The 17,863-nt window shown below is 74.5% G+C and carries 14 protein-coding genes; 7 read left to right on the forward strand and 7 right to left on the reverse strand.

The genetic code is table 11. From position 1 onward, the window contains the following. The first annotated feature begins 88 nt into the window (after positions 1 to 88). The gene (gcvP, locus tag ACFP3R_RS03990) at positions 89 to 2,977 is read left to right on the forward strand and encodes an aminomethyl-transferring glycine dehydrogenase (protein WP_380632947.1); all 2,889 of its coding nucleotides are present in this window, start codon (positions 89 to 91) and stop codon (positions 2,975 to 2,977) included. Between the two features lie 403 nt (positions 2,978 to 3,380). On the opposite strand, the gene ACFP3R_RS03995 is transcribed toward gcvP, so the two are convergent. Both ACFP3R_RS03995 and ACFP3R_RS04000 read right to left on the reverse strand, forming a co-directional pair. After that, positions 3,381 to 5,159: a substrate-binding domain-containing protein gene (locus tag ACFP3R_RS03995; protein ID WP_380632949.1), complete on the reverse strand. Its 1,779-nt coding sequence runs from the start codon at positions 5,157 to 5,159 to the stop codon at positions 3,381 to 3,383. A 96-nt stretch (positions 5,160 to 5,255) separates the two neighbouring features. After that, positions 5,256 to 6,143 (reverse strand): 3-methyladenine DNA glycosylase, encoded by an 888-nt coding sequence (locus tag ACFP3R_RS04000; RefSeq protein WP_380632951.1) that lies wholly within the window; start codon positions 6,141 to 6,143, stop codon positions 5,256 to 5,258. A gap of 104 nt (positions 6,144 to 6,247) precedes the next feature. On the opposite strand from ACFP3R_RS04000, the gene ACFP3R_RS04005 reads away from it, so the two are divergent. Then, positions 6,248 to 7,450 carry an MFS transporter gene (locus ACFP3R_RS04005; RefSeq protein ID WP_380632953.1) on the forward strand — a complete coding sequence of 401 codons (1,203 nt, stop codon included), beginning with the start codon at positions 6,248 to 6,250 and terminating at the stop codon, positions 7,448 to 7,450. Between the two features lie 13 nt (positions 7,451 to 7,463). Here the strand turns inward: ACFP3R_RS04005 and ACFP3R_RS04010 are convergent, their stop codons facing one another. Next, positions 7,464 to 7,760, reverse strand: a complete 297-nt coding sequence (locus ACFP3R_RS04010; protein WP_380632954.1) for a hypothetical protein — start codon at positions 7,758 to 7,760, stop codon at positions 7,464 to 7,466. Positions 7,761 to 7,910: 150 nt separating this feature from the next. On the opposite strand from ACFP3R_RS04010, the gene ACFP3R_RS04015 reads away from it, so the two are divergent. Beyond that, positions 7,911 to 8,609 (forward strand): LmbU family transcriptional regulator, encoded by a 699-nt coding sequence (locus ACFP3R_RS04015; RefSeq protein WP_380632955.1) that lies wholly within the window; start codon positions 7,911 to 7,913, stop codon positions 8,607 to 8,609. A gap of 97 nt (positions 8,610 to 8,706) precedes the next feature. Here ACFP3R_RS04015 and ACFP3R_RS04020 read toward each other — a convergent pair whose 3' ends face one another. From ACFP3R_RS04020 to ACFP3R_RS04030, 3 genes are all read right to left on the reverse strand, one after another. Next, the gene (locus ACFP3R_RS04020; protein ID WP_380632957.1) at positions 8,707 to 9,741 is read right to left on the reverse strand and encodes a hemolysin family protein; all 1,035 of its coding nucleotides are present in this window, start codon (positions 9,739 to 9,741) and stop codon (positions 8,707 to 8,709) included. Continuing rightward, positions 9,738 to 11,084 (reverse strand): hemolysin family protein, encoded by a 1,347-nt coding sequence (locus ACFP3R_RS04025; protein WP_380632959.1) that lies wholly within the window; start codon positions 11,082 to 11,084, stop codon positions 9,738 to 9,740. Before ACFP3R_RS04025 ends, ACFP3R_RS04020 begins: the two co-directional genes overlap by 4 nt. 152 nt (positions 11,085 to 11,236) lie before the next feature. Beyond that, a complete protein-coding gene (locus ACFP3R_RS04030) occupies positions 11,237 to 12,277 on the reverse strand; it encodes a LacI family DNA-binding transcriptional regulator (protein ID WP_380632960.1) in 1,041 nt (346 codons plus the stop codon). 412 nt (positions 12,278 to 12,689) lie between these two features. Between ACFP3R_RS04030 and ACFP3R_RS04035 the strand changes: the two genes are divergently transcribed. Genes ACFP3R_RS04035 through ACFP3R_RS04045 form a run of 3 tightly spaced genes read left to right on the forward strand, consistent with a single transcriptional unit; the run spans position 12,690 to position 15,720 of the window. Continuing rightward, positions 12,690 to 13,781, forward strand: a complete 1,092-nt coding sequence (locus ACFP3R_RS04035) for a Gfo/Idh/MocA family protein (protein ID WP_380633358.1) — start codon at positions 12,690 to 12,692, stop codon at positions 13,779 to 13,781. Beyond that, the gene (locus tag ACFP3R_RS04040) at positions 13,778 to 14,896 is read left to right on the forward strand and encodes a dihydrodipicolinate synthase family protein (RefSeq protein ID WP_380632962.1); all 1,119 of its coding nucleotides are present in this window, start codon (positions 13,778 to 13,780) and stop codon (positions 14,894 to 14,896) included. The genes ACFP3R_RS04035 and ACFP3R_RS04040 overlap by 4 nt, the downstream gene beginning before the upstream one ends. Beyond that, on the forward strand, positions 14,893 to 15,720 hold the full coding sequence (locus ACFP3R_RS04045) for a sugar phosphate isomerase/epimerase family protein (protein ID WP_380632964.1): 828 nt from the start codon (positions 14,893 to 14,895) through the stop codon (positions 15,718 to 15,720). The genes ACFP3R_RS04040 and ACFP3R_RS04045 overlap by 4 nt, the downstream gene beginning before the upstream one ends. 216 nt (positions 15,721 to 15,936) lie before the next feature. On the opposite strand, the gene ACFP3R_RS04050 is transcribed toward ACFP3R_RS04045, so the two are convergent. After that, complete coding sequence (locus ACFP3R_RS04050; protein WP_380632965.1) at positions 15,937 to 16,974, reverse strand: serine hydrolase; 1,038 nt, start codon at positions 16,972 to 16,974, stop codon at positions 15,937 to 15,939. Positions 16,975 to 17,076: 102 nt separating this feature from the next. Between ACFP3R_RS04050 and ACFP3R_RS04055 the strand changes: the two genes are divergently transcribed. Further along, positions 17,077 to 17,784 carry an SDR family oxidoreductase gene (locus ACFP3R_RS04055; protein ID WP_380632966.1) on the forward strand — a complete coding sequence of 236 codons (708 nt, stop codon included), beginning with the start codon at positions 17,077 to 17,079 and terminating at the stop codon, positions 17,782 to 17,784. The last annotated feature ends 79 nt before the right edge of the window (positions 17,785 to 17,863 follow it).

Raw genomic sequence — 17,863 nt, forward strand, 5'->3', positions numbered from 1 at the left:
CGGGTGAAGCTCTCAGGCGCCCGGCGACGGGCGGGAGACAGAGGGGGAGGGCCACGGCAGGAGTCTGCCCGTAGCCCGGAGGCGCTTCATGACGCAGGACCGCATCCCCCTCGCCGCTCTTGAGCACGGCACCCCCTTCGCCGACCGGCACGTGGGCCCCCGGCCCGCCGAGCTGTCGCGGATGCTCGACGTGATCGGCGTCGGCTCCCTGGAGGAGTTGGCCCAGCGCGCCGTGCCCGACTCGATCCGCGAGCGCGAACTGGTGCTGGACCTGCCCGCGCCCGCCACCGAGACCGAGGCCCTGGCCGAGCTGCGCGCCCTGGCGGCCCGCAACCGCCCGATGACCCAGATGATCGGCCTGGGCTACTACGGCACCACCACGCCGCCGGTGATCCGCCGCACCGTGCTGGAGAACCCGGCCTGGTACACCGCGTACACGCCCTACCAGCCGGAGATCTCCCAGGGCCGGCTGGAGGCCCTGCTGAACTTCCAGACCGTCGTCGGCGACCTCACCGGTCTGCCCGTGGCCAACGCGTCCATGCTCGACGAGTCCACGGCCGCCGCCGAGGCGATGACGCTGGTCCGCCGCGCGGGCCGGGCGAGGTCGAACCGGTTCGTGGTCGACGCCGACACGCTGCCGCAGACCCTCGCCGTCATCGAGACCCGCGCCGAGCCGCTGGGCATCGAGGTCGTCACGGCCGACCTGTCGCAGGGCCTGGAGGGCCTCGGCCTGGGCGGCGACTTCTTCGGCGTGCTGCTGTCCTACCCCGGCGCGTCCGGCGCGGTCCTCGACCACGCGTCCGTCGTCGAGGAGATCCACCGGGCCGGCGCGCAGGCCGTCGTCGTCGCCGACCTGCTGGCGCTGGCGCTGCTGCGCCCGCCGGGCGAGATCGGCGCGGACGTCGTGGTCGGCACCACCCAGCGCTTCGGCGTGCCGATGGGCTTCGGCGGCCCCCACGCCGGCTACATGGCGGTGCGCCAGGGCCTGGAGCGGCAGCTGCCGGGCCGCCTGGTGGGCGTGTCCGTGGACGCCGACGGCGACCCGGCCTACCGGCTGGCGCTCCAGACCCGCGAGCAGCACATCCGCCGCGAGAAGGCGACCAGCAACATCTGCACCGCGCAGGTCCTGCTGGCCGTGATCGCCTCGATGTACGCGGTCTACCACGGCCCGGAGGGCCTGAGGGCGATCGCGACCCGCGCCCACCGGATGGCGACCGTGCTGGCCGCGGGCCTGTGCGAGGCCGGCGTGGAGGTGGTGCACGGCGAGTTCTTCGACACCGTGAGGGCCCGCGTCGAGGGCCGGGCCGCCGAGGTCGTGGCCGCGGCGCGCGAGCTGGGCGTGAACCTGTGGCGGGTGGACGACGACGTGGTCTCCGTCGCCTGCGACGAGACCACCACGCGCGAGCACCTGCGGCTGGTGTGGCGGGCGTTCGGCGTCACCGTGACCGACGTGGACGCCCTGGACGCCGACACCGCCGACGGCATCCCCGTCGACCTGCGCCGCACCTCCGACTACCTGACCCACCCGGTGTTCCACACCCACCGCTCGGAGACCGCGCTGCTGCGCTACCTCCGGTCGCTGTCGGACAAGGACGTGGCGCTGGACCGCAGCATGATCCCGCTGGGCTCGTGCACGATGAAGCTCAACGCCGCGGCCGAGATGGAGCCCGTCACCTGGCCGGAGTTCGCCGAGCTGCACCCGTTCGCGCCGGTCGGGGACGCCGCCGGGTACCTGGAGCTGATCGGCGACCTGGAGCGGTGGCTCGCCGAGGTCACCGGCTACGACGCGGTGTCGATCCAGCCCAACGCGGGCAGCCAGGGCGAGTTCGCGGGCCTGCTGGCCATCCGCGCCTACCACCGCGCCAACGGCGACGTGCACCGCGACGTGTGCCTGATCCCGTCCAGCGCGCACGGCACCAACGCCGCGTCGGCCGTGATGGCGGGGATGCGGGTCGTGGTGGTCAAGTGCGACGACAAGGGCAACGTCGACCTGGGGCACCTGCGCGAGACGGTCGAGGCGCACCGCGACGACCTGGCCGCCATCATGATCACCTACCCGTCGACGCACGGCGTGTACGAGGACACCGTGCGCGAGGTGTGCGGGCTGGTGCACGACGCCGGCGGCCAGGTGTACGTGGACGGCGCGAACCTCAACGCCCTGATCGGCCTGGCGCGGTACGGCAGGTTCGGCTCGGACGTGTCCCACCTGAACCTGCACAAGACGTTCTGCATCCCGCACGGCGGCGGCGGCCCCGGTGTCGGCCCGATCGGCGTGCGGGCGCACCTGGCGCCGTTCCTGCCCAACCACCCGCTCCAGCCCGCCGCGGGCCCGGAGACCGGCGTGGGCCCGATCAGCGGCGCGCCGTGGGGCTCGGCGTCGATCCTGCCGATCTCGTGGGCGTACGTGCGGATGATGGGCGCCGACGGCCTGCGCCGGGCGACCCTGACCGCGGTGGCCGCGGCGAACTACGTGGCGCGGCGGCTGGACGAGCACTTCCCGGTGCTCTACACCGGCGAGGGCGGCTTCGTGGCCCACGAGTGCATCCTCGACCTGCGGCCGATCACCAAGGCGACCGGCGTGACCGTGGACGACGTGGCCAAGCGGCTGGCCGACTACGGGCTGCACGCGCCGACCATGTCGTTCCCGGTGGCGGGCACGCTGATGGTGGAGCCCACCGAGAGCGAGGACCTGGCCGAGATCGACCGGTTCATCGACGCCATGGTGGCGATCAGGCGCGAGATCGACCGCGTCGGCGCGGGGGAGTGGCCGGCGGACGACAACCCGCTGCGCAACGCCCCGCACACGGCGGCCTGCGTGACGGCGGAGTGGGACCACCCGTACAGCCGCGAGGTGGCGGTGTTCCCGGCGGGCGTCATCGCGGTCAAGGCGTGGCCGCCGGTGCGGCGCGTCGACGGCGCGAAGGGCGACCGGAACCTGGTCTGCTCCTGCCCGCCGGTGTCGGCCTACGGCGGCTGACGGGCCCCGACCGGTGATCGGGGGTGGGGGAACGACCAGACCTCGTTCCCCCACCCCCGTTCCCCCGTGCCGGAGGTCGGCCCCCCTGCTCCGGCGCGTCCAGTTCTACCCGTCCGGGGTTGTTCAGCGTCGGGCCCCGACCGCTGTACGACAAAGGCTGAACAACCCGCGCCGGCTGCTCCTGCCCCCAGTCGCGCGGCCGCCTGACGGCGGCCGAGCCGGGCACGGTGGCAGCGGCACTGAACGCACAACTCACGGGTCCTGAACGTACGACTCACCCAACCTGAACGTACGACTCGCGCGTCCTGAACGTACGACTCGCGCGGCTTGAGTGTTCGACACGTGCGCGAGTCGTACGTTCGGGACCACCGTGTCGTACGTTCAGGACCCCCGAGTTCAGCGTTCAGGTCGACAGCAGTTGGGCCAGGGCGGCGTCGATGCCCCGGCCGTCCTCGACCACCGACAGGGTGCCGCCGGTGGAGCGGGCCAGTTCGGTCAGCGGGGCGCGTTCCGGGTCCGGGCCGATCGCGATGACGCTGACCGCGATGTCCCTGCCCGGCTGCTTGGCCGAGGCCAGGCGCGACTTCAGCTCGTCGAAGGTCAGGCCGCCGTCGTTCGCGCCGTCGGTCAGCACCACGACCCGGTTGCGCTTGCCGGCCTGGTGGTCGGCCACGGCGTGCTCGTAGAGCGCCAGCACGCTGGTGTAGAGCTGGGTGCCGCTGCGCGGCGCCAGCGCGGCCACCCCGTCCAGCAGCGCCTGCCGCTGGGTCGCCACTGGGCCGGTCGGGACGAGCTGCCGGTACGGCTTGTCGCCGTCGAGCTCCCGGGAGAACTCCCACAGCCCCAGCGAACCCGACACGGACCGGTTGACCTGCCCGGACAGCGCCTCCCGCAGCCACTCCACCCGGCTGCGCCCGTCCCCGCCCGGTTCCTCCACGGACCTGGAGGTGTCCACCAGCACGTGCACCACCTGGCCGTCGTCCGCGGTCGCCCACGCGGCCGAGATCTGCTGGGTGGTGTTGGCGTCGGCGGGGGCGAGCTCGTCGGTGATCGCGGCCCACCGCACGCCCGGCGACTCCCTGGGCCGGTCGGTGGTCGAGTCCACCCGCAGGCCCGCCAGCGCCAGGGTCCGCTGCTGCTCGTCTTCCTTGAGGAACTGCCGGAACGCCTGCGCCGCCCGCACCTGCGCCTCGCCGACCCAGTCGCCGGCCAGCGCCACGAACGGGAAGTCCGCGACCGGCGTCGGCCCGCCCCCGGCCACCCCGTACAGCGGGTGCAGCGGCGCCGTCCCGCCGTCCTTGCCGGTGTTGTGCCGGTACAGGTCCACCTCGAACACGGGCACCGCGCTGAACCCGGCCTCGTTCACGCCGGTCGTGTCCGCCAGCAGGTTCAGCGCCTCCCACGTCCCGGCGGGCGACTCCTGCGGCTTGGCCGCGGTCAGCCTGCCCAGCGTGGTCTTCACCGGGTCGAGCGCCAGCATCCCGCTGGTCACCGGGCCCCTGCCCTCCGGGCTCGCGCCGGCCAGCGCGGACTGCACGGCCATCGCGGTGGCGGCGTTGGTCGCCGGGTCGGGCATGGCGACCTCGAACCGGCCCCACTCGGGCTTGCCGAACCGGCCCCACCCGTCGGGCGCGCCGACCAGGTCGGGCAGGTCGGTCCACCGGAACCCGTCGCCGGCCTGGAGCGCCTGCGCCGGCTCCTGGTGCAGGGCCAGCAGCACCGGGCTCGCCGCGATCGACTCGGGCACCGCGCCCAGCAGCGAGGCGTCCTGCGCGCTCAGCCGGTTCGCCCACAGCGTCGAGTCGGTGACCCAGGCGTGCGGGCGCTCGCCCAGCTTCGCCTCGTCCCAGCCCTGGGTGAGGCCGGCCAGTACGGTCTCGGAGTCGATGGACAGCACCTCGACGCGGATGCAGTGGTCGTAGACGACGGGCCGCTGCCTGCTCCACGCCTCGGCGACCTGCTTGACCGCCTCGGCCACGCTGGGCGCCGCGGACACCCGCAGGGGCGCCTCGCCCTCGTTGCAGTCACCGGCCTCGACCGCCGCGCGCCGGTCCGCGACGCCGCCGACCCAGGTCCAGCCCAGCCACCCGAGCACGATCAGGGCCACCAGGCCGATGATCGCGACCGGCCACTTGGCGATGCCGCGCCGCACCTTCGTCCGCAGCGCGCGGTGTCGAGACATCGTCTCTTCCCCCTCAGCGTCGACCACGACTGGCGGCTCCCGACCGGGCGTCACGCTAACAGGTGACATTTGGGGGTCGGGTGAAGCGACCGCGGGTTACCTACCGGGAACGAGCTCGCGCGACAGCACGTCGGTCAGCCCGATCAGCCGGGCTCTCAGCGGGGCGGCCTCCTCGGCGAACGCGGCCTGCTGCCGCGCGTACTCCGCCCGGCCCTCGGCCGTCTCGACCCGGACCGGCGGGTAGCCGAGCGCGGCCAGGTCGTAGGGGCTCGCCCGCATGTCCAGCCCGCGGACGCGCACCGCCAGCTCGAAGCAGTCCACGACCAGCTCGGACGGGGTCGCCGGGTCCAGCTTGTAGGCCCACTTGAACAGGTCCATGGTGGTGTGCAGGCAGCCCGGCTGCTCCAGCTCCACCTGGGTCTCCCGGGTCGGCTGGAGCGCGTTGCGCGGCCGGGCCTCGGGCGTGAAGAACCGGAACGCGTCGAAGTGCCCGCACTGCACGCGCTGCGACTCGACCACCGCGTCCGTGCCCGCGCCGCCCAGCCGCAGCGGCCACGCGTCGTGCCGCACCTGCTCCGGCCGCTGCCGGTAGACCATCGCCCACTCGTGCAAGCCGAAGCAGCCCAGCCGCGGCGGGCGGGACGCGGTGGCGGTGAGCAGCCGGCGGGCGAAGTCGACCGTGTTCGCCCGCTCCCGCGCGAACGCCGCCACGTCCAGGGTCACCCCGTCGGGGGTCTCCCGGTAGACCGGCCACCGCAGGTAGTCGCGGGCCGCGGCGCCTTCGAGCACCACGCCGGGGCCGGGGTGCCAGCGCTCCAGCCGGGACGGGCGGTGCGAGTAGTAGGAGAACAGGAAGTCCAGCACCGGGTGCTTGCGGCCGGCGGCGCGGCGCTCGTGGTGCGGGTCGGTCCACCGCCGGGCGCGGGCCGCGTGCGCGTCGCGGCGCGCGGTCCACTCGACCTCGGACAGGACTGCTTCCCCCACGCCGTCAGCGTACTTGGCGCCGGAACGGCGACGGGTCGAGGCCGGGGGCGTCACCCCGCGCTAAAGCGTTCGGCCCCGCGCGGGCGCGTTGGTTAGGTGGACCCATGACCAGGTGGGTGCGGCTCCAGGCCGTCGCGGTGTCCGGTTCGGTGGCCGAGGGGCTGGTGGTGACCCTGCTGCCGTGGGTGGCGACCACGATCACGGACGACCCGCGCCAGGTGTCCCTGGTCAACGTGGTGGGCCAGGCGCCGTGGCTGCTGTTCTCGCTGTTCGCCGGGGTGCTGATCGACCGGGTGCGGCGCAGCGCCGTGCTGGCCACGGCCTACGCCGTGCAGTTGGGCGCGGCGCTCGCGGTCGCGGCGGCCGGGGTGCTCGACGCGTTCAGCCTGCCGTTGCTGCTGGTCGTGGCGTTCGTGGCGACCTCGGCGCAGGTGCTCGGCGACGGCGCGTCCGGCGCGCTGGTGCCCGAGGTGGTGCCGCCGGACCGGCTGCCCGCCGCGAACACGCGGCTGATGGTCATCGACCGGGGCGTGGTGCAGTTCGGCGTGCCGCCGGTGATGGGCGTGCTGGTCGGGGTCGGCCTCGGCACGCCCGCGTGGGTGGCGGTGGTGGCCGCGCTGGTCGCGCTCGTGCTGGTCAGGGGGCTGCGCTCGGCGCCGGCCGCGCCGTCGGACAAGCACCCGCTGCGCGACATCCCCGAGGGCCTGCGCCACCTGGTCGGCACGCCGCTGCTGCGCTGGATCACGCTGGCGGTGGCGCTCGGCTCGTTCGGGGCCAGCGCGGCGATGTCGATGTTCGTGCTGTACGCCCAGCAGGTCCTGCACCTGGGGGCCGTCGGGTACGGCGTGCTGCTGGCCTACGTGTCGGCGGGCTGGATCGCGTCGTCGCTGGTCGTGGGGCCGGTCGTGCGGTGGCTGGGGTACTCGTGGGCGATGCGCTGCTCACAGGCGGGCATGGTGGTGACGGTGGGGCTGGTCGCCGTGCTGCCGCCGTGGGCGTGGGCGATCGCGGTCAACGGGTTCGCGCAGTCGGCGATCGTGATGGTGTGGAACGTGTGCTCGCAGTCGAGCCGGCAGCGCTTCACCCCACCCGCCCTGCTGGGGCGGGTGCTGACCAGCCACCGGGCGCTGGCGTGGGGCTGCACGCCGCTGGGCGCGCTGGCCGGCGGGCTGGTGGCGGCCGAGTTCGGGCTGCGGGCGGTGTGGGTGATGGGCGCCCTGGTCCAGCTCGCCGCGCTGGCCGTCACGTGGGCGGGGCTGTCGCCGAGGGCGTTCCGCGAGGCCGAGCTGGTGGCGGCGGGCCGCTAGGCCCCGCTCCCGGTCAGAGCGGGGGTACCAGGCCCGGGAACTTGCGCGCCCCGTTGCAGTGCGGGCACTCCCGGCCGTTGTCGACCGTGCGCGCCGCGCCGCCGATCACCGCCGAGGTCGGGTTGGCGATGAAACCGGCCCCGCCGCACAGCTGGCAGATCGTGCGCGCGTCCGACGTTACCCCGAACAGGTCGTCCTCGTCCTCTTCCTCGTCGAACTCGTCCTCCACCTCGGGGTCGAACTCGTCGGGGTCGAACTCGTCCTCCGGGTCGAAGTCGTCCTCTTCTTCGTCGTCGTCGCGCGGGTCCACGCGGCCACCGTAGTGGGCCGGCGCCGGGCCCGCCGGTCCCACCCCGTCCCGGGCGGTGTGAGCGGAAGTTGACCGGTGTGTGAGGGCCTCCCGGTAAGCAATGACCCAGGAGCGGACACTTGGGGGGTACCAGTGAACAAGGTGAACGCGGTGGTGCGGCGCAGACAGGGCGCCAACCCCGCCGAGAAGCAGATCCTGACCACGCCGGTGGGGTTGGCGTTCCCCCGCGACGTCACGTTCGAGTCGTGGGAGCAGGCCGGGAGGCGGATCTCCCGGATCGCCAGCTCGTCCGCGTGGTACCTCGGTGACTGGCTCGTGTTCGGCCAGGACAGGTACACCGACCGGTACCGGCGGGCGGTCGAGGCCGTCGGGCTGGACTACCAGACGCTGCGCAACTACGCGTGGATCGCGCGCAAGTTCGAGCCGTCGCGCCGCCGGCCGGGCCTGCCGTTCCAGCACCACGCGGAGGTGGCGGCCCTGTCGCCGGCCGAGCAGGACCGGTGGCTGGACCGCGCGGAGCGGGAGAGCTGGTCGCGGACCACGCTGCGCCGGGCGCTGCGGGAGCACCGGGACCCGAACTCCAGGTCCTACCGGGCGGTGCTGCCGAGGGTCAGCGCGGCGAGCGAGGCCCTGGACCGGTGGCGGCGGGCCGCCGCGGCGGCCAACGCCGACTTCGAGGCGTGGGTGGTCTCCGCGCTCGACCGGGCGGCCGAGCAGGACCTGGAGCTGATGGGCGTGCCGTCGCTGGAGGGCGTCGAGCGCCAGGCCCGGGAGGCGGCCGGCCACGGGGAGCCGGCCGGTGGCGAGAACCGGGGGTTGATGGGGGTGTCCGCCGTGCGCTCGGCGTGACGGGGCCCGGCCCGGTCCCCGGTCCTGGTCGAACGGGGCCGGGGACCGGGTCGGCGGGTTCGACCGGGCGGGCGCGGGTGCGCCCGCCCGGTCCGCGTCACAGCTCCCGGCGCACGTGCGTGCCGTCGCGCACGGTGCCCACGTACTCCTCGACCAGGTCCTCCAGGGCCACCACGCCGTGTGTCGAGCCGTCCGGCGACACGACCTGCGCCAGGTGGCTCTGCGCGCGCCGCAGCACCGCCACCGCCTCGGCCAGCCGCGCGTCCACCGGCACCTCCGGCAGACCGCGCACCCGACCGGGCGGCACCTGCGCCGACGGGTCGGCGTCGGCGATGTCCAGCACGTCCTTCACGTGCAGGTAGCCGACCAGCCGGTCCCCGTCGCGCACCGGGAAGCGGGAGAAGCCGGTGGCCGACACCGCGGCCTCCACCTCACCCATCGTCGGCCGCGCCGACACCGACGTGATCCGCTCCAGCGGCACCAGCACGTCGGCCACGGTGCGCTCCGTGGACGACAGCGTCTGCGCCAGCCGCCGGTGCTCCGAGTCCTCCAGCAGGCCCTCCCGGCGGGACTGCTGGATCAGCAGCGCCAGCTCGTCCCGCGTGTACGCCGACTCCAGCTCCTCGCGCGGCGTCACGCCGACCCGCTTGAGCACCGCCGTCGCCACCACGGTGAACCCGCGCAGCAGCGGCGCGACCAGCCGGCAGAACCACAGGTGGGCGGGCACCAGCAGCAGCGCGGTGCGCTCCGGGCCCGCGATGGCCAGGTTCTTCGGCACCATCTCGCCCAGCACCGTGTGCAGCGCCACCACGATGATCAGCGCCAGCGCGAACGCCACGCCGTGCCGCACCGCGTCCGGCACGCCGACGCCGTGGAACGGGGCCTCCAGCATCGCCGCCACGGCCGGCTCGCCCAGCGCGCCCAGGCCCAGCGAGCACAGCGTGATGCCCAGCTGCGCGCCCGCGATCAGCAGCGGCAGCTCGCGGCCCGCCCGGATCACCGCCCGCGCCCGGGCGCTGCCCCGCTCGGCCAGCGCCTCCAGCCGATCCCGGCGGGCGGTGATGATCGCGAACTCCGCGCCGACGAAGAAGGCGTTGCCCGCCACCAGCAGCAACACGAACAGCAGGCTCACCGCGCCACCCCCGGGACGTCGGAGGAGGTGGGCGTCGGCTCGATCCGCGCCACCCGCAGCTCGGCCACCCGGTGCCGGTCCATCTGCACCACGGTGATCCGCCAGCCGTCCACGCGGATCTCGTCACCGACGGACGGGATGCGGCCCAACCGGGCCATGACCAGGCCCGCGACCGTCTCGTAGTCGCCCTCGGGCATCCGGAACCCGGTCGCCTCGGACACCTCGTCGTCGCGCAGCAGACCGGACACCAGCCAGCTGTCGCGGCCCAGCGGGCGCACCGGCGAGGTCTCGCGGCGGTCGTGCTCGTCGCGCACGTCGCCGACGATCTCCTCGACCAGGTCCTCCAGCGTCACCAGGCCGGCCGTGCCGCCGTACTCGTCGACGACCAGCGCGGTCTGGAGGCCGGACCCGCGCAGCCGGTCCAGCAGGGCGTCGCCCTCCAGCGTCGCGGGCACCGTCTGCACCGGCCTGGTCAACGCCGACAGCGGCGTGGTCGCCCGCTGCTGCCGCGGCACCCCGAACGCCTGCTTGACGTGCACGATCCCGCGCACCTCGTCCAGGCCGCCCTGGTGCACCGGGAACCGGGAGAACCCCGTCTCCCGCGCCTTGGCGATCAGGTCGAGCACGGTCGAGTCGGAGCGCAGCGACTCCACCCGCACGCGCGGCGTCATCAGCTCGTCCGCGGTGCGGTCGCCGAACCGCAGCGAGCGGTCCAGCAGGGTCGCGGTGCCCTTGTCGATCGTGCCGTGCTCGGCGCTCGACCGGATCAGGGCGCCGAGCTCCTGCGGTGAGCGGGCGGAGGCCAGCTCCTCGGCCGGCTCCACGCCCATGCGGCGGACCAGCCAGTTCGCCGCGCCGTTCAGGCCGGTGATCAGCCAGCGGAACACCGCCGAGAACCCGGCCTGCACGCCCGCGACGGCGCGGGCCGTCTCCAGCGGCTTGGCGATGGCCAGGTTCTTCGGCACGAGCTCGCCGAACACCATCGACAGCGACGTGGCCAGCGCGAGCGCGAAGGCCAGCGAGATCGGGTCGGCCGCGGAGTCCGGCACGCCGACCGCGCCCAGCACGGGCGAGAACAGCTCGGCGAGCGCGGGTTCGGCGATGAAGCCGGTGACCAGGGTGGTGATGGTGATCGCCAGCTGGGAGCCGGAGAGCTGGAAGGACAGCGACCGGTGCGCCTTGTCCACGGCCTTGGCCTTGGCGTCGCCGACGGTGGCGACGTGCGACTCGACGGTGCTGCGCTCCAGCGCGGTGAGGGAGAACTCGGCGGCTACCGCGACGAACGTGCCGATGGTGAGGGCCACCACGGCGACGAGGCCGAGCAGGCTGAGCAGGATGGTCATGCCGGGCCCCTGTCACGGGGCGGGCGGGGCTGGCAGCCGGGTATCGGACCCGGCTCGGTACTACAGCCCGGGGACTGCGCGTCGCGCACGGAAGGGATCACTCCTCGTGAGGGGTGGTCGAACGGGTGTCCAGTTTAGAGAGTAGCCGGCGGTCAGCGCAGCCCGGTAGCGCCAGGTGAGGACGTGCTCGCCCGCAGCACCACCTCGCCGGCCACCCGCACCGTGCGTGGTTCCCCGGGGTCGTCGTCCAGGACCAGGCGGGCGGCCCGTTCACCCATCTGCTCCAGCGGCAGGCGGACCGTGCTGAGGGCGGGGACCAGGTCCCGCAGGGTGGGGATGTCGTCGAAGCCCGCCACCGAGACGTCCTCGGGGACCCTGAGGCCGCGTTCCCGCAGGGCGGCCATGGCGCCCATCGCCATCACGTCGTTGACGGCGAACACGCAGGTCGCGCCGGTGCGGGCGGCGAGCAGGTCGGTCATCGCGGCGTAACCGCCGTCGCGGGTGAAGCCGGAGGTGATGACGTTCGCGTCGGGCAGCGCCACGCCCGCGTCGGCGAGGCCGGCCCGGAACCCGGCGACCCGGTCGCGCGCGGCGAGCAGGTCGCGCGGGCCCGCCAGCACGGCGAACCCGCGGTGGCCCAGCTCGGCGAGGCGGCGGGCCAGCGCGCGGGCGCCCGCGCGGTTGGCGGGCACCACGGTGTCCGCGCCCAGCTTCGCCTGCGAGACGCACGCCACCCGGCCGCCCTGGGCGGTGAACGCGGTGATCTCCTCGGACAGCCGCGCCGAGGCGGCCCGGTCGGTGGTGCGGCTGCCCGCGATGACGACGGCCCTGGCCCGGTGCGCGCGCAGCGTGTTGACCAGCTCGACCTCGCGGCGCGGGTCCCGCCCGGTGGTGCCGAGCACCACCACGAAACCGGACTCCTCGGCGACCCGCGTCACGCCGGCGGCGATGCTGGAGAAGTACGGGTCGGCGATGTCGTGCACCACGAGGCCGACCAGCACGCTGGAGTTGCGGGCGAGCGCCTGGGCCGAGGCGTTGGGCAGGTAGCCCAGTTGCCGGGCGGCCCCCACCACCCGTTCACGCAGCTCGACGCTCACCTGCCGCGTGCTGCCGTTCAACACGCGCGACGCGGTGGCCAGCGACACACCGGCGCTGTTCGCCACCTCTTGCAGCGTGACCTGGCGCGACGCCACCCCGCCTCCCAACACTCCCGACCGTCCGAGCCTAAACGATCGCCCACCCGGACACCGCGAGTCGTACGTCCAGGCCGGCCGTGTCGTACGTCCAGGACCCCCGAGTTCAGCGTTCGGGTCGGTTTTCGGCAACGGAGCGGCCGAGTGCCGAAAAAATCCGGCCGAATCCGTGAAGCGCCTGGTCGGAACGCGTGACAGGTGGATGCCGAGGTCATGTCGCGCGGTCCTGAACGCTGAACTCACCCGTTCTGGACGTACGACACGGGGGTCCTGGACGTACGACTCGCGGGGGGTAAGTGGTGACGGTGGGGGGTGGGGGTCGTAGGTTGTGGAAAGCGCTTTCCGGGTGAAGTGGGGTGGGCTGGTGGCGGTGCGGGCGGTTGGGGTGGCGCTGAACGGGGTGACCGGGCGCATGGGGTACCGGCAGCACCTGGTGCGGTCGATCCTGGCGATCAGGGAGCGGGGCGGGACCAGGGTCGGCGACGACCTGCTGGTGCCCGAGCCGGTGCTGGTGGGGCGCAACGCGGACAAGCTGAAGGAGATCGCGCAGCGGCACGACCTGCCCCGGTGGACCACCGACCTGGACGCGGTGCTGGGCGACCCGGAGGTGGGCGTCTACTTCGACGCGCAGGTGACCTCCGCGCACGTCTCGGCGCTGTCCAGGGCCATCGCGGCGGGCAAGCACGTCTACAGCGAGAAGCCGGTGGCCGCCACCCCCGGGGAGGTCGAGGAGCTGGCGCGGCTGGCCGACGCGGCGGGCGTCAAGCACGGCGTGGTCGCCGACAAGCTCTACCTGCCCGGCATCCGCAAGCTGCGCAGGCTCGTCGACGGCGGGTTCTTCGGGCGCGTCCTGTCGGTGCGCGGCGAGTTCGGCTACTGGGTCTTCGAGGGCGACTGGCAGACCGCCCAGCGCCCGAGCTGGAACTACCGGACCGAGGACGGCGGCGGCATCGTCGTCGACATGTTCTGCCACTGGAGCTACCTGCTGGAGGGCCTGTTCGGCCCGGTGGAGGCGGTCACGGCGCGGGCCGTCACGCACGTCCCCGAGCGGTGGGACGAGCGGGGCGAGCGGTACGCGGCCACCGCCGACGACGCGGCCTACGCCATCTTCGAGCTGGCCGGCGGCGTGGTCGCCCAGGTCAACTCCTCCTGGGCGGTGCGGGTGCGCCGGGACGAGCTGGTCGAGTTCCAGGTGGACGGCACGCACGGCAGCGCCGTGGCCGGCCTGCGCGACTGCGTGGTCCAGCCCCGCGCCGTCACGCCCAAGCCGGTGTGGGACCCGGACGTGCCCTCGGCCATCGACTTCCGCGCGCAGTGGCAGCAGGTCCCCGACAACGAGGTGTTCGACAACGGGTTCCTGGTGCAGTGGGAGGAGTTCCTCCGGCACGTCGACGCCGACGCGCCCTTCCGGCACGACTTCCGCTCCGGCGTGCGCGGCGTGCGGCTGGCCGCGCTGGGCCTGGAGTCCTCCCGCACCGGGCGACGGGTGGAGGTGCCCGCGTGACGACCGTCCGCCTGCCGCACCCCGACGGCGCCCACCGGGAGCACCAGCTTCGCGGCGGGCGCGAGTGGCGCCCCGGACCGTTCACCTCGCGGGTCGCCTTCGCCGCCGCGCACGTCGTGGCCGACCCGCTCGGCGGCAACGTGCCCGGCGCGCCCGCCGCCCTGGACTGGGACGCCACCCTCGCCCACCGCGCCCGCCTGTGGGACAGCGGTTTCGGCGTGGCCGAGGCCATGGACACCGCCCAGCGCGGCTCGGGCCTGGACTGGGGCACGGCCGCCGAGCTGATCCGGCGCAGCGCGGCGGTGGCCGGTGGCCGGCTGGCGGCGGGCGTCGGCACGGACCACGGCACCGAGGACCCGCTGACCGCCTACCGCGAGCAGCTGGAGGTCGTGCTCGACGCGGGCGCGCAGCCGGTCCTGATGTGCAGCCGCAAGCTCGCCGCCCGCGCCCGCGGCCCCGAGGACTACCAGGAGGTCTACGCGGCGCTGCTGCGCGACGCCGACCGGCCGGTCGTCCTGCACTGGCTGGGCACCGCGTTCGACCCGCTGCTGGAGGGCTACTGGGGCAGCACCGACGTGCCCACCGCCACCGGCCACTTCCTGGACCTGGTCAAGGCGTACCCGGACCGCGTCGACGGGGTGAAGGTGTCGCTGCTGGACGCCGCGCACGAGGTCGAGCTGCGCCGCGCGCTGCCCGAGGGCGTGCGCTGCTACACCGGCGACGACTTCCACTACCCGGAGCTGGTCGCGGGCGACGACCGGGGCCACAGCGACGCCCTGCTGGGCATCCTCGACGTCATCGCCCCGGCGGCGTCGGAGGCCCTGCGCGCCCTGGACGCCGGCGACCTCGCGCGCTACCACGAGGTCCTCGAACCGACCGTCGCGCTGTCCCGGCACCTGTTCCGCGCGCCGACCTACCACTACAAGACCGGCCTGGTGTTCCTGAGCTGGCTGGCCGGGTTCCAGGACTCGTTCACCATGGTCGGCGGCCTCCAGTCGGCGCGGGACGTGGTGCACCTCGGCGAGGCGCTGCGGCTGGCCGACCTGGCCGGGCTGCTGCCCGACCCGGACCTGGCGGCGGCGCGCTGGACCCGGCTGCTGGGCGTGCTGACGTGAAGCTCTCGGTGAACCAGGCCACGGTCAAGCGGGCGTCGCTGCCCGAGCTGGTCGACGCCTGCGCGCGGCACGGCGTGGAGGGCGTCGGCCTGTGGCGCGAGCCGGTGCGCGAGCACGGGCTCGACCGGGCGGCGGCGCTGGTCGAGCGGGCCGGGCTGACCGTGTCCTCGCTGTGCCGGGGCGGGTTCTTCACCGGCGAGGACCCGCGCCTGGACGACAACCGGCGGGCCGTCGACGAGGCCGCAGCGCTGGGCGCGCGGTGCCTGGTGCTGGTGCCCGGTGGCGTGAGCGGGCGCGACCTGGCGGGTTCGCGCGCCAGGGTCGGGGAGGCGCTGGGCGCGCTGGCCCCCTACGCCGCCGACGCGGGTGTGCGGCTGGCGCTGGAGCCGATGCACCCGGTGTTCTGCGCGGACCGCGGCGTCGTCTCGACCCTGGCCCAGGCCCTGGAGCTGGTCGGGCCGCACGACGGGGTCGGTGTCGTGGTCGACGCCCTGCACGTCTGGTGGGACCCGGCGCTGGAGGCGTCGGTGGCGGCGGCCGGCGCGGACGTCCTGTCCTACCAGGTGTGCGACTGGACCACGCCGCTCCCGGCCGACGTGCTGCTGGGTCGCGGCCTGCCCGGTGACGGGCACATCGACCTGGTCGGCCTGACCTCGCTGGTGCGCGCGGCGGGCTACACCGGGTTCGTCGAGGTGGAGGTGTTCAACGAGGCGGTGTGGGAGCTGCCCGCGGACCACGTGGTGGCCGAGCTCGTGAAGCGGCACGCCACGGGGTGGGAGCCGGTCGTGGACGGCGGCCACGACCGGCTGCCCGCAACCCCCTAGCGGGGGACTGCCCGCCCGACGGCCGGCGGCGGCGGTCGCGCGCGGTCGTCGGGGGTGGAGGGGTGGCGGGTCGGTCGTCCGCACCCCCTCGGTGAAGAGGAGTGCGCGGCGGCCCGCTGGATACACCCTATTTACGGATCTGCCGTGCCCGTCCGATTCGTGGATCGGACGGGCACGGACCGGTCCCGGCGGCGGGCCGGGACCGGGCTCGGCCGGTCAGCCCCCGTTGCCGGCGCGGTACCGAGGGGCCCGGTAGGCGCGTCCGGCGTTGTTGGTGATGCGCAGCACCGAGTCGTACAGGCTGCGGCCCAGCTCGGCGCGGGCCCGCAGCGCCGGGTGGGTGGCGCTGTAGTTGTCCGCGTTCACCGCCTGGTCGCCGCGGAACCGGCCGGAGGCGAACAGGGCGAAGGTGATCACCGCCTTGCCGTTGGCGTCGAACACGATGCCCGCCTCGTTGCGGCCGTCGGCGTACCAGCCCGCCTTGGTGGCCACGTTCAGGCGCTCCTGCGACGAGAGTTCGAGCCGGACGCCGTCGGTGAAGGAGGTCAGCGACCGCAGCACGGCCAGCAGGTGCCCGGTGGACGCGGGGGACAGCAGCTCGCCCGCCGCCAGCCGGTGCAGCAGGGTGAACGTCTCGCGCGGGGTGGTGGTGCCCAGGAAGAACCGGTTCGGGTTGGCCACCGGCACGACCCGGGTGTGGGTGAAGCCCTTCGCGCGCAGGATCTCGTTGAGCTCCAGCGCGGGCACGACCAGCCCGCACAGCCGCACGGCGGTGTTGTCGGAGACGGTCAGCAGGGCCGCCAGCGCGTGGCCGACGGTGACCGAGCTGGGGTAGGCGCCGTCGAGGCCGAAGATGCCGTCGGTGTCGTGGATGACGAGGTCCGCGGTCACCTCGACCCGCTGGTCCAGGGTGATCAGGCCCCGGTCGACCTTGTCCAGCACCGCCACGGCCACCGCGACCTTGTTGACGCTGTACGCCTCCACGACCCGGTCGGCCTCGTCCGACACGGCCGCCCTGACCGCGCCGTCGGTGTCGGCCACCCCGATGTGCGACGACCAGGTGCCGCCCGCCCACCGGGTCTGCTGCCGGTACTTGTGCGCGATCTTGAGCCGGGCCAGGTCGGCCGTCGTCGGGATCAAGGCGTCCCACTCCGCGTCCGTCTCCTGGGCCCGCGCGGGACCGGCCGTGCCGACGACGGCGGATGCCGCCGCGGCCGAGCCCAGCCCGAGCGCGAACCTGCGGTTGATGTCCATGTGCCCCCCTCGATCAGTGGATACGGCTCTATTACGCCACCACCGGCGCGGCGCGTTGCCTCGCCGCACCGGGGATGATCCGACCAGCGGTAACCTGCCGCCATGGGAGACGGGGTGTTCCTGGTCACGGGGGCCGGCCGCGGCATCGGCGCGGCCACCGCGCGGCTCGCGGCCCGGGAGGGCTACCGGCTGGTGCTGGCGGCGCGGGACGCGGCGGCGCTGGCCGACCTGGCGGCGTCGCTGGGCGGCCCGGACCGGGTGCTGGCGGCCTCCTGCGACGTGCGGGAGTTCGACCAGGTCGCGGACCTGGTGCGGCGGGTCGAGCAGGAGTGGGGCCGGCTGGACGTGGTGTTCGCCAACGCGGGCACGAGCGTGGTCACCTCGTTCACCACCGACGCGGGCGCGCCGCCCGCCGAGTGGAGCGACATGGTGCTGACCAACGTGTGCGGGCCCGCGTTCACCGCCCGCGCCGCGCTGCCCGCGCTGATCCGCCACGGCGGGCACCTGGTGCTGACCGGGTCGGCGGCCGGGCGCGGGGTGCGGCCGGGGAACCTCTACGCGGCGACCAAGTGGGCGGTGACCGGGTTGGCGCAGGCCATCCGGGCCGAGTGCGTGGGCACCGGGGTGCGGGTCACGCTCGTGCAGCCGGGGCTGACCGACACCGGCGCCATCCCGCCGTCGCGCGCGGCGGACCCGAAGCTCGCGCCGGAGGACGTGGCGCGGGCCGTGCTGTACGCGGTGGGCCAGCCGCCGACCGTGGACGTCAACGAGATCCTGGTGCGGCCGGTGGGGCAGGACGCCCACCGGTGAGCCGGGCCGCCGGACCCCGGAACACCGACCCCGGAACACCGACCCCGGAACACCGACCCCCCCGGTCGCGTGACGCGAC

Origin of the sequence: Saccharothrix lopnurensis, assembly GCF_042658445.1 — a bacterium.
Classification (GTDB): domain Bacteria; phylum Actinomycetota; class Actinomycetes; order Mycobacteriales; family Pseudonocardiaceae; genus Actinosynnema; species Actinosynnema lopnurensis.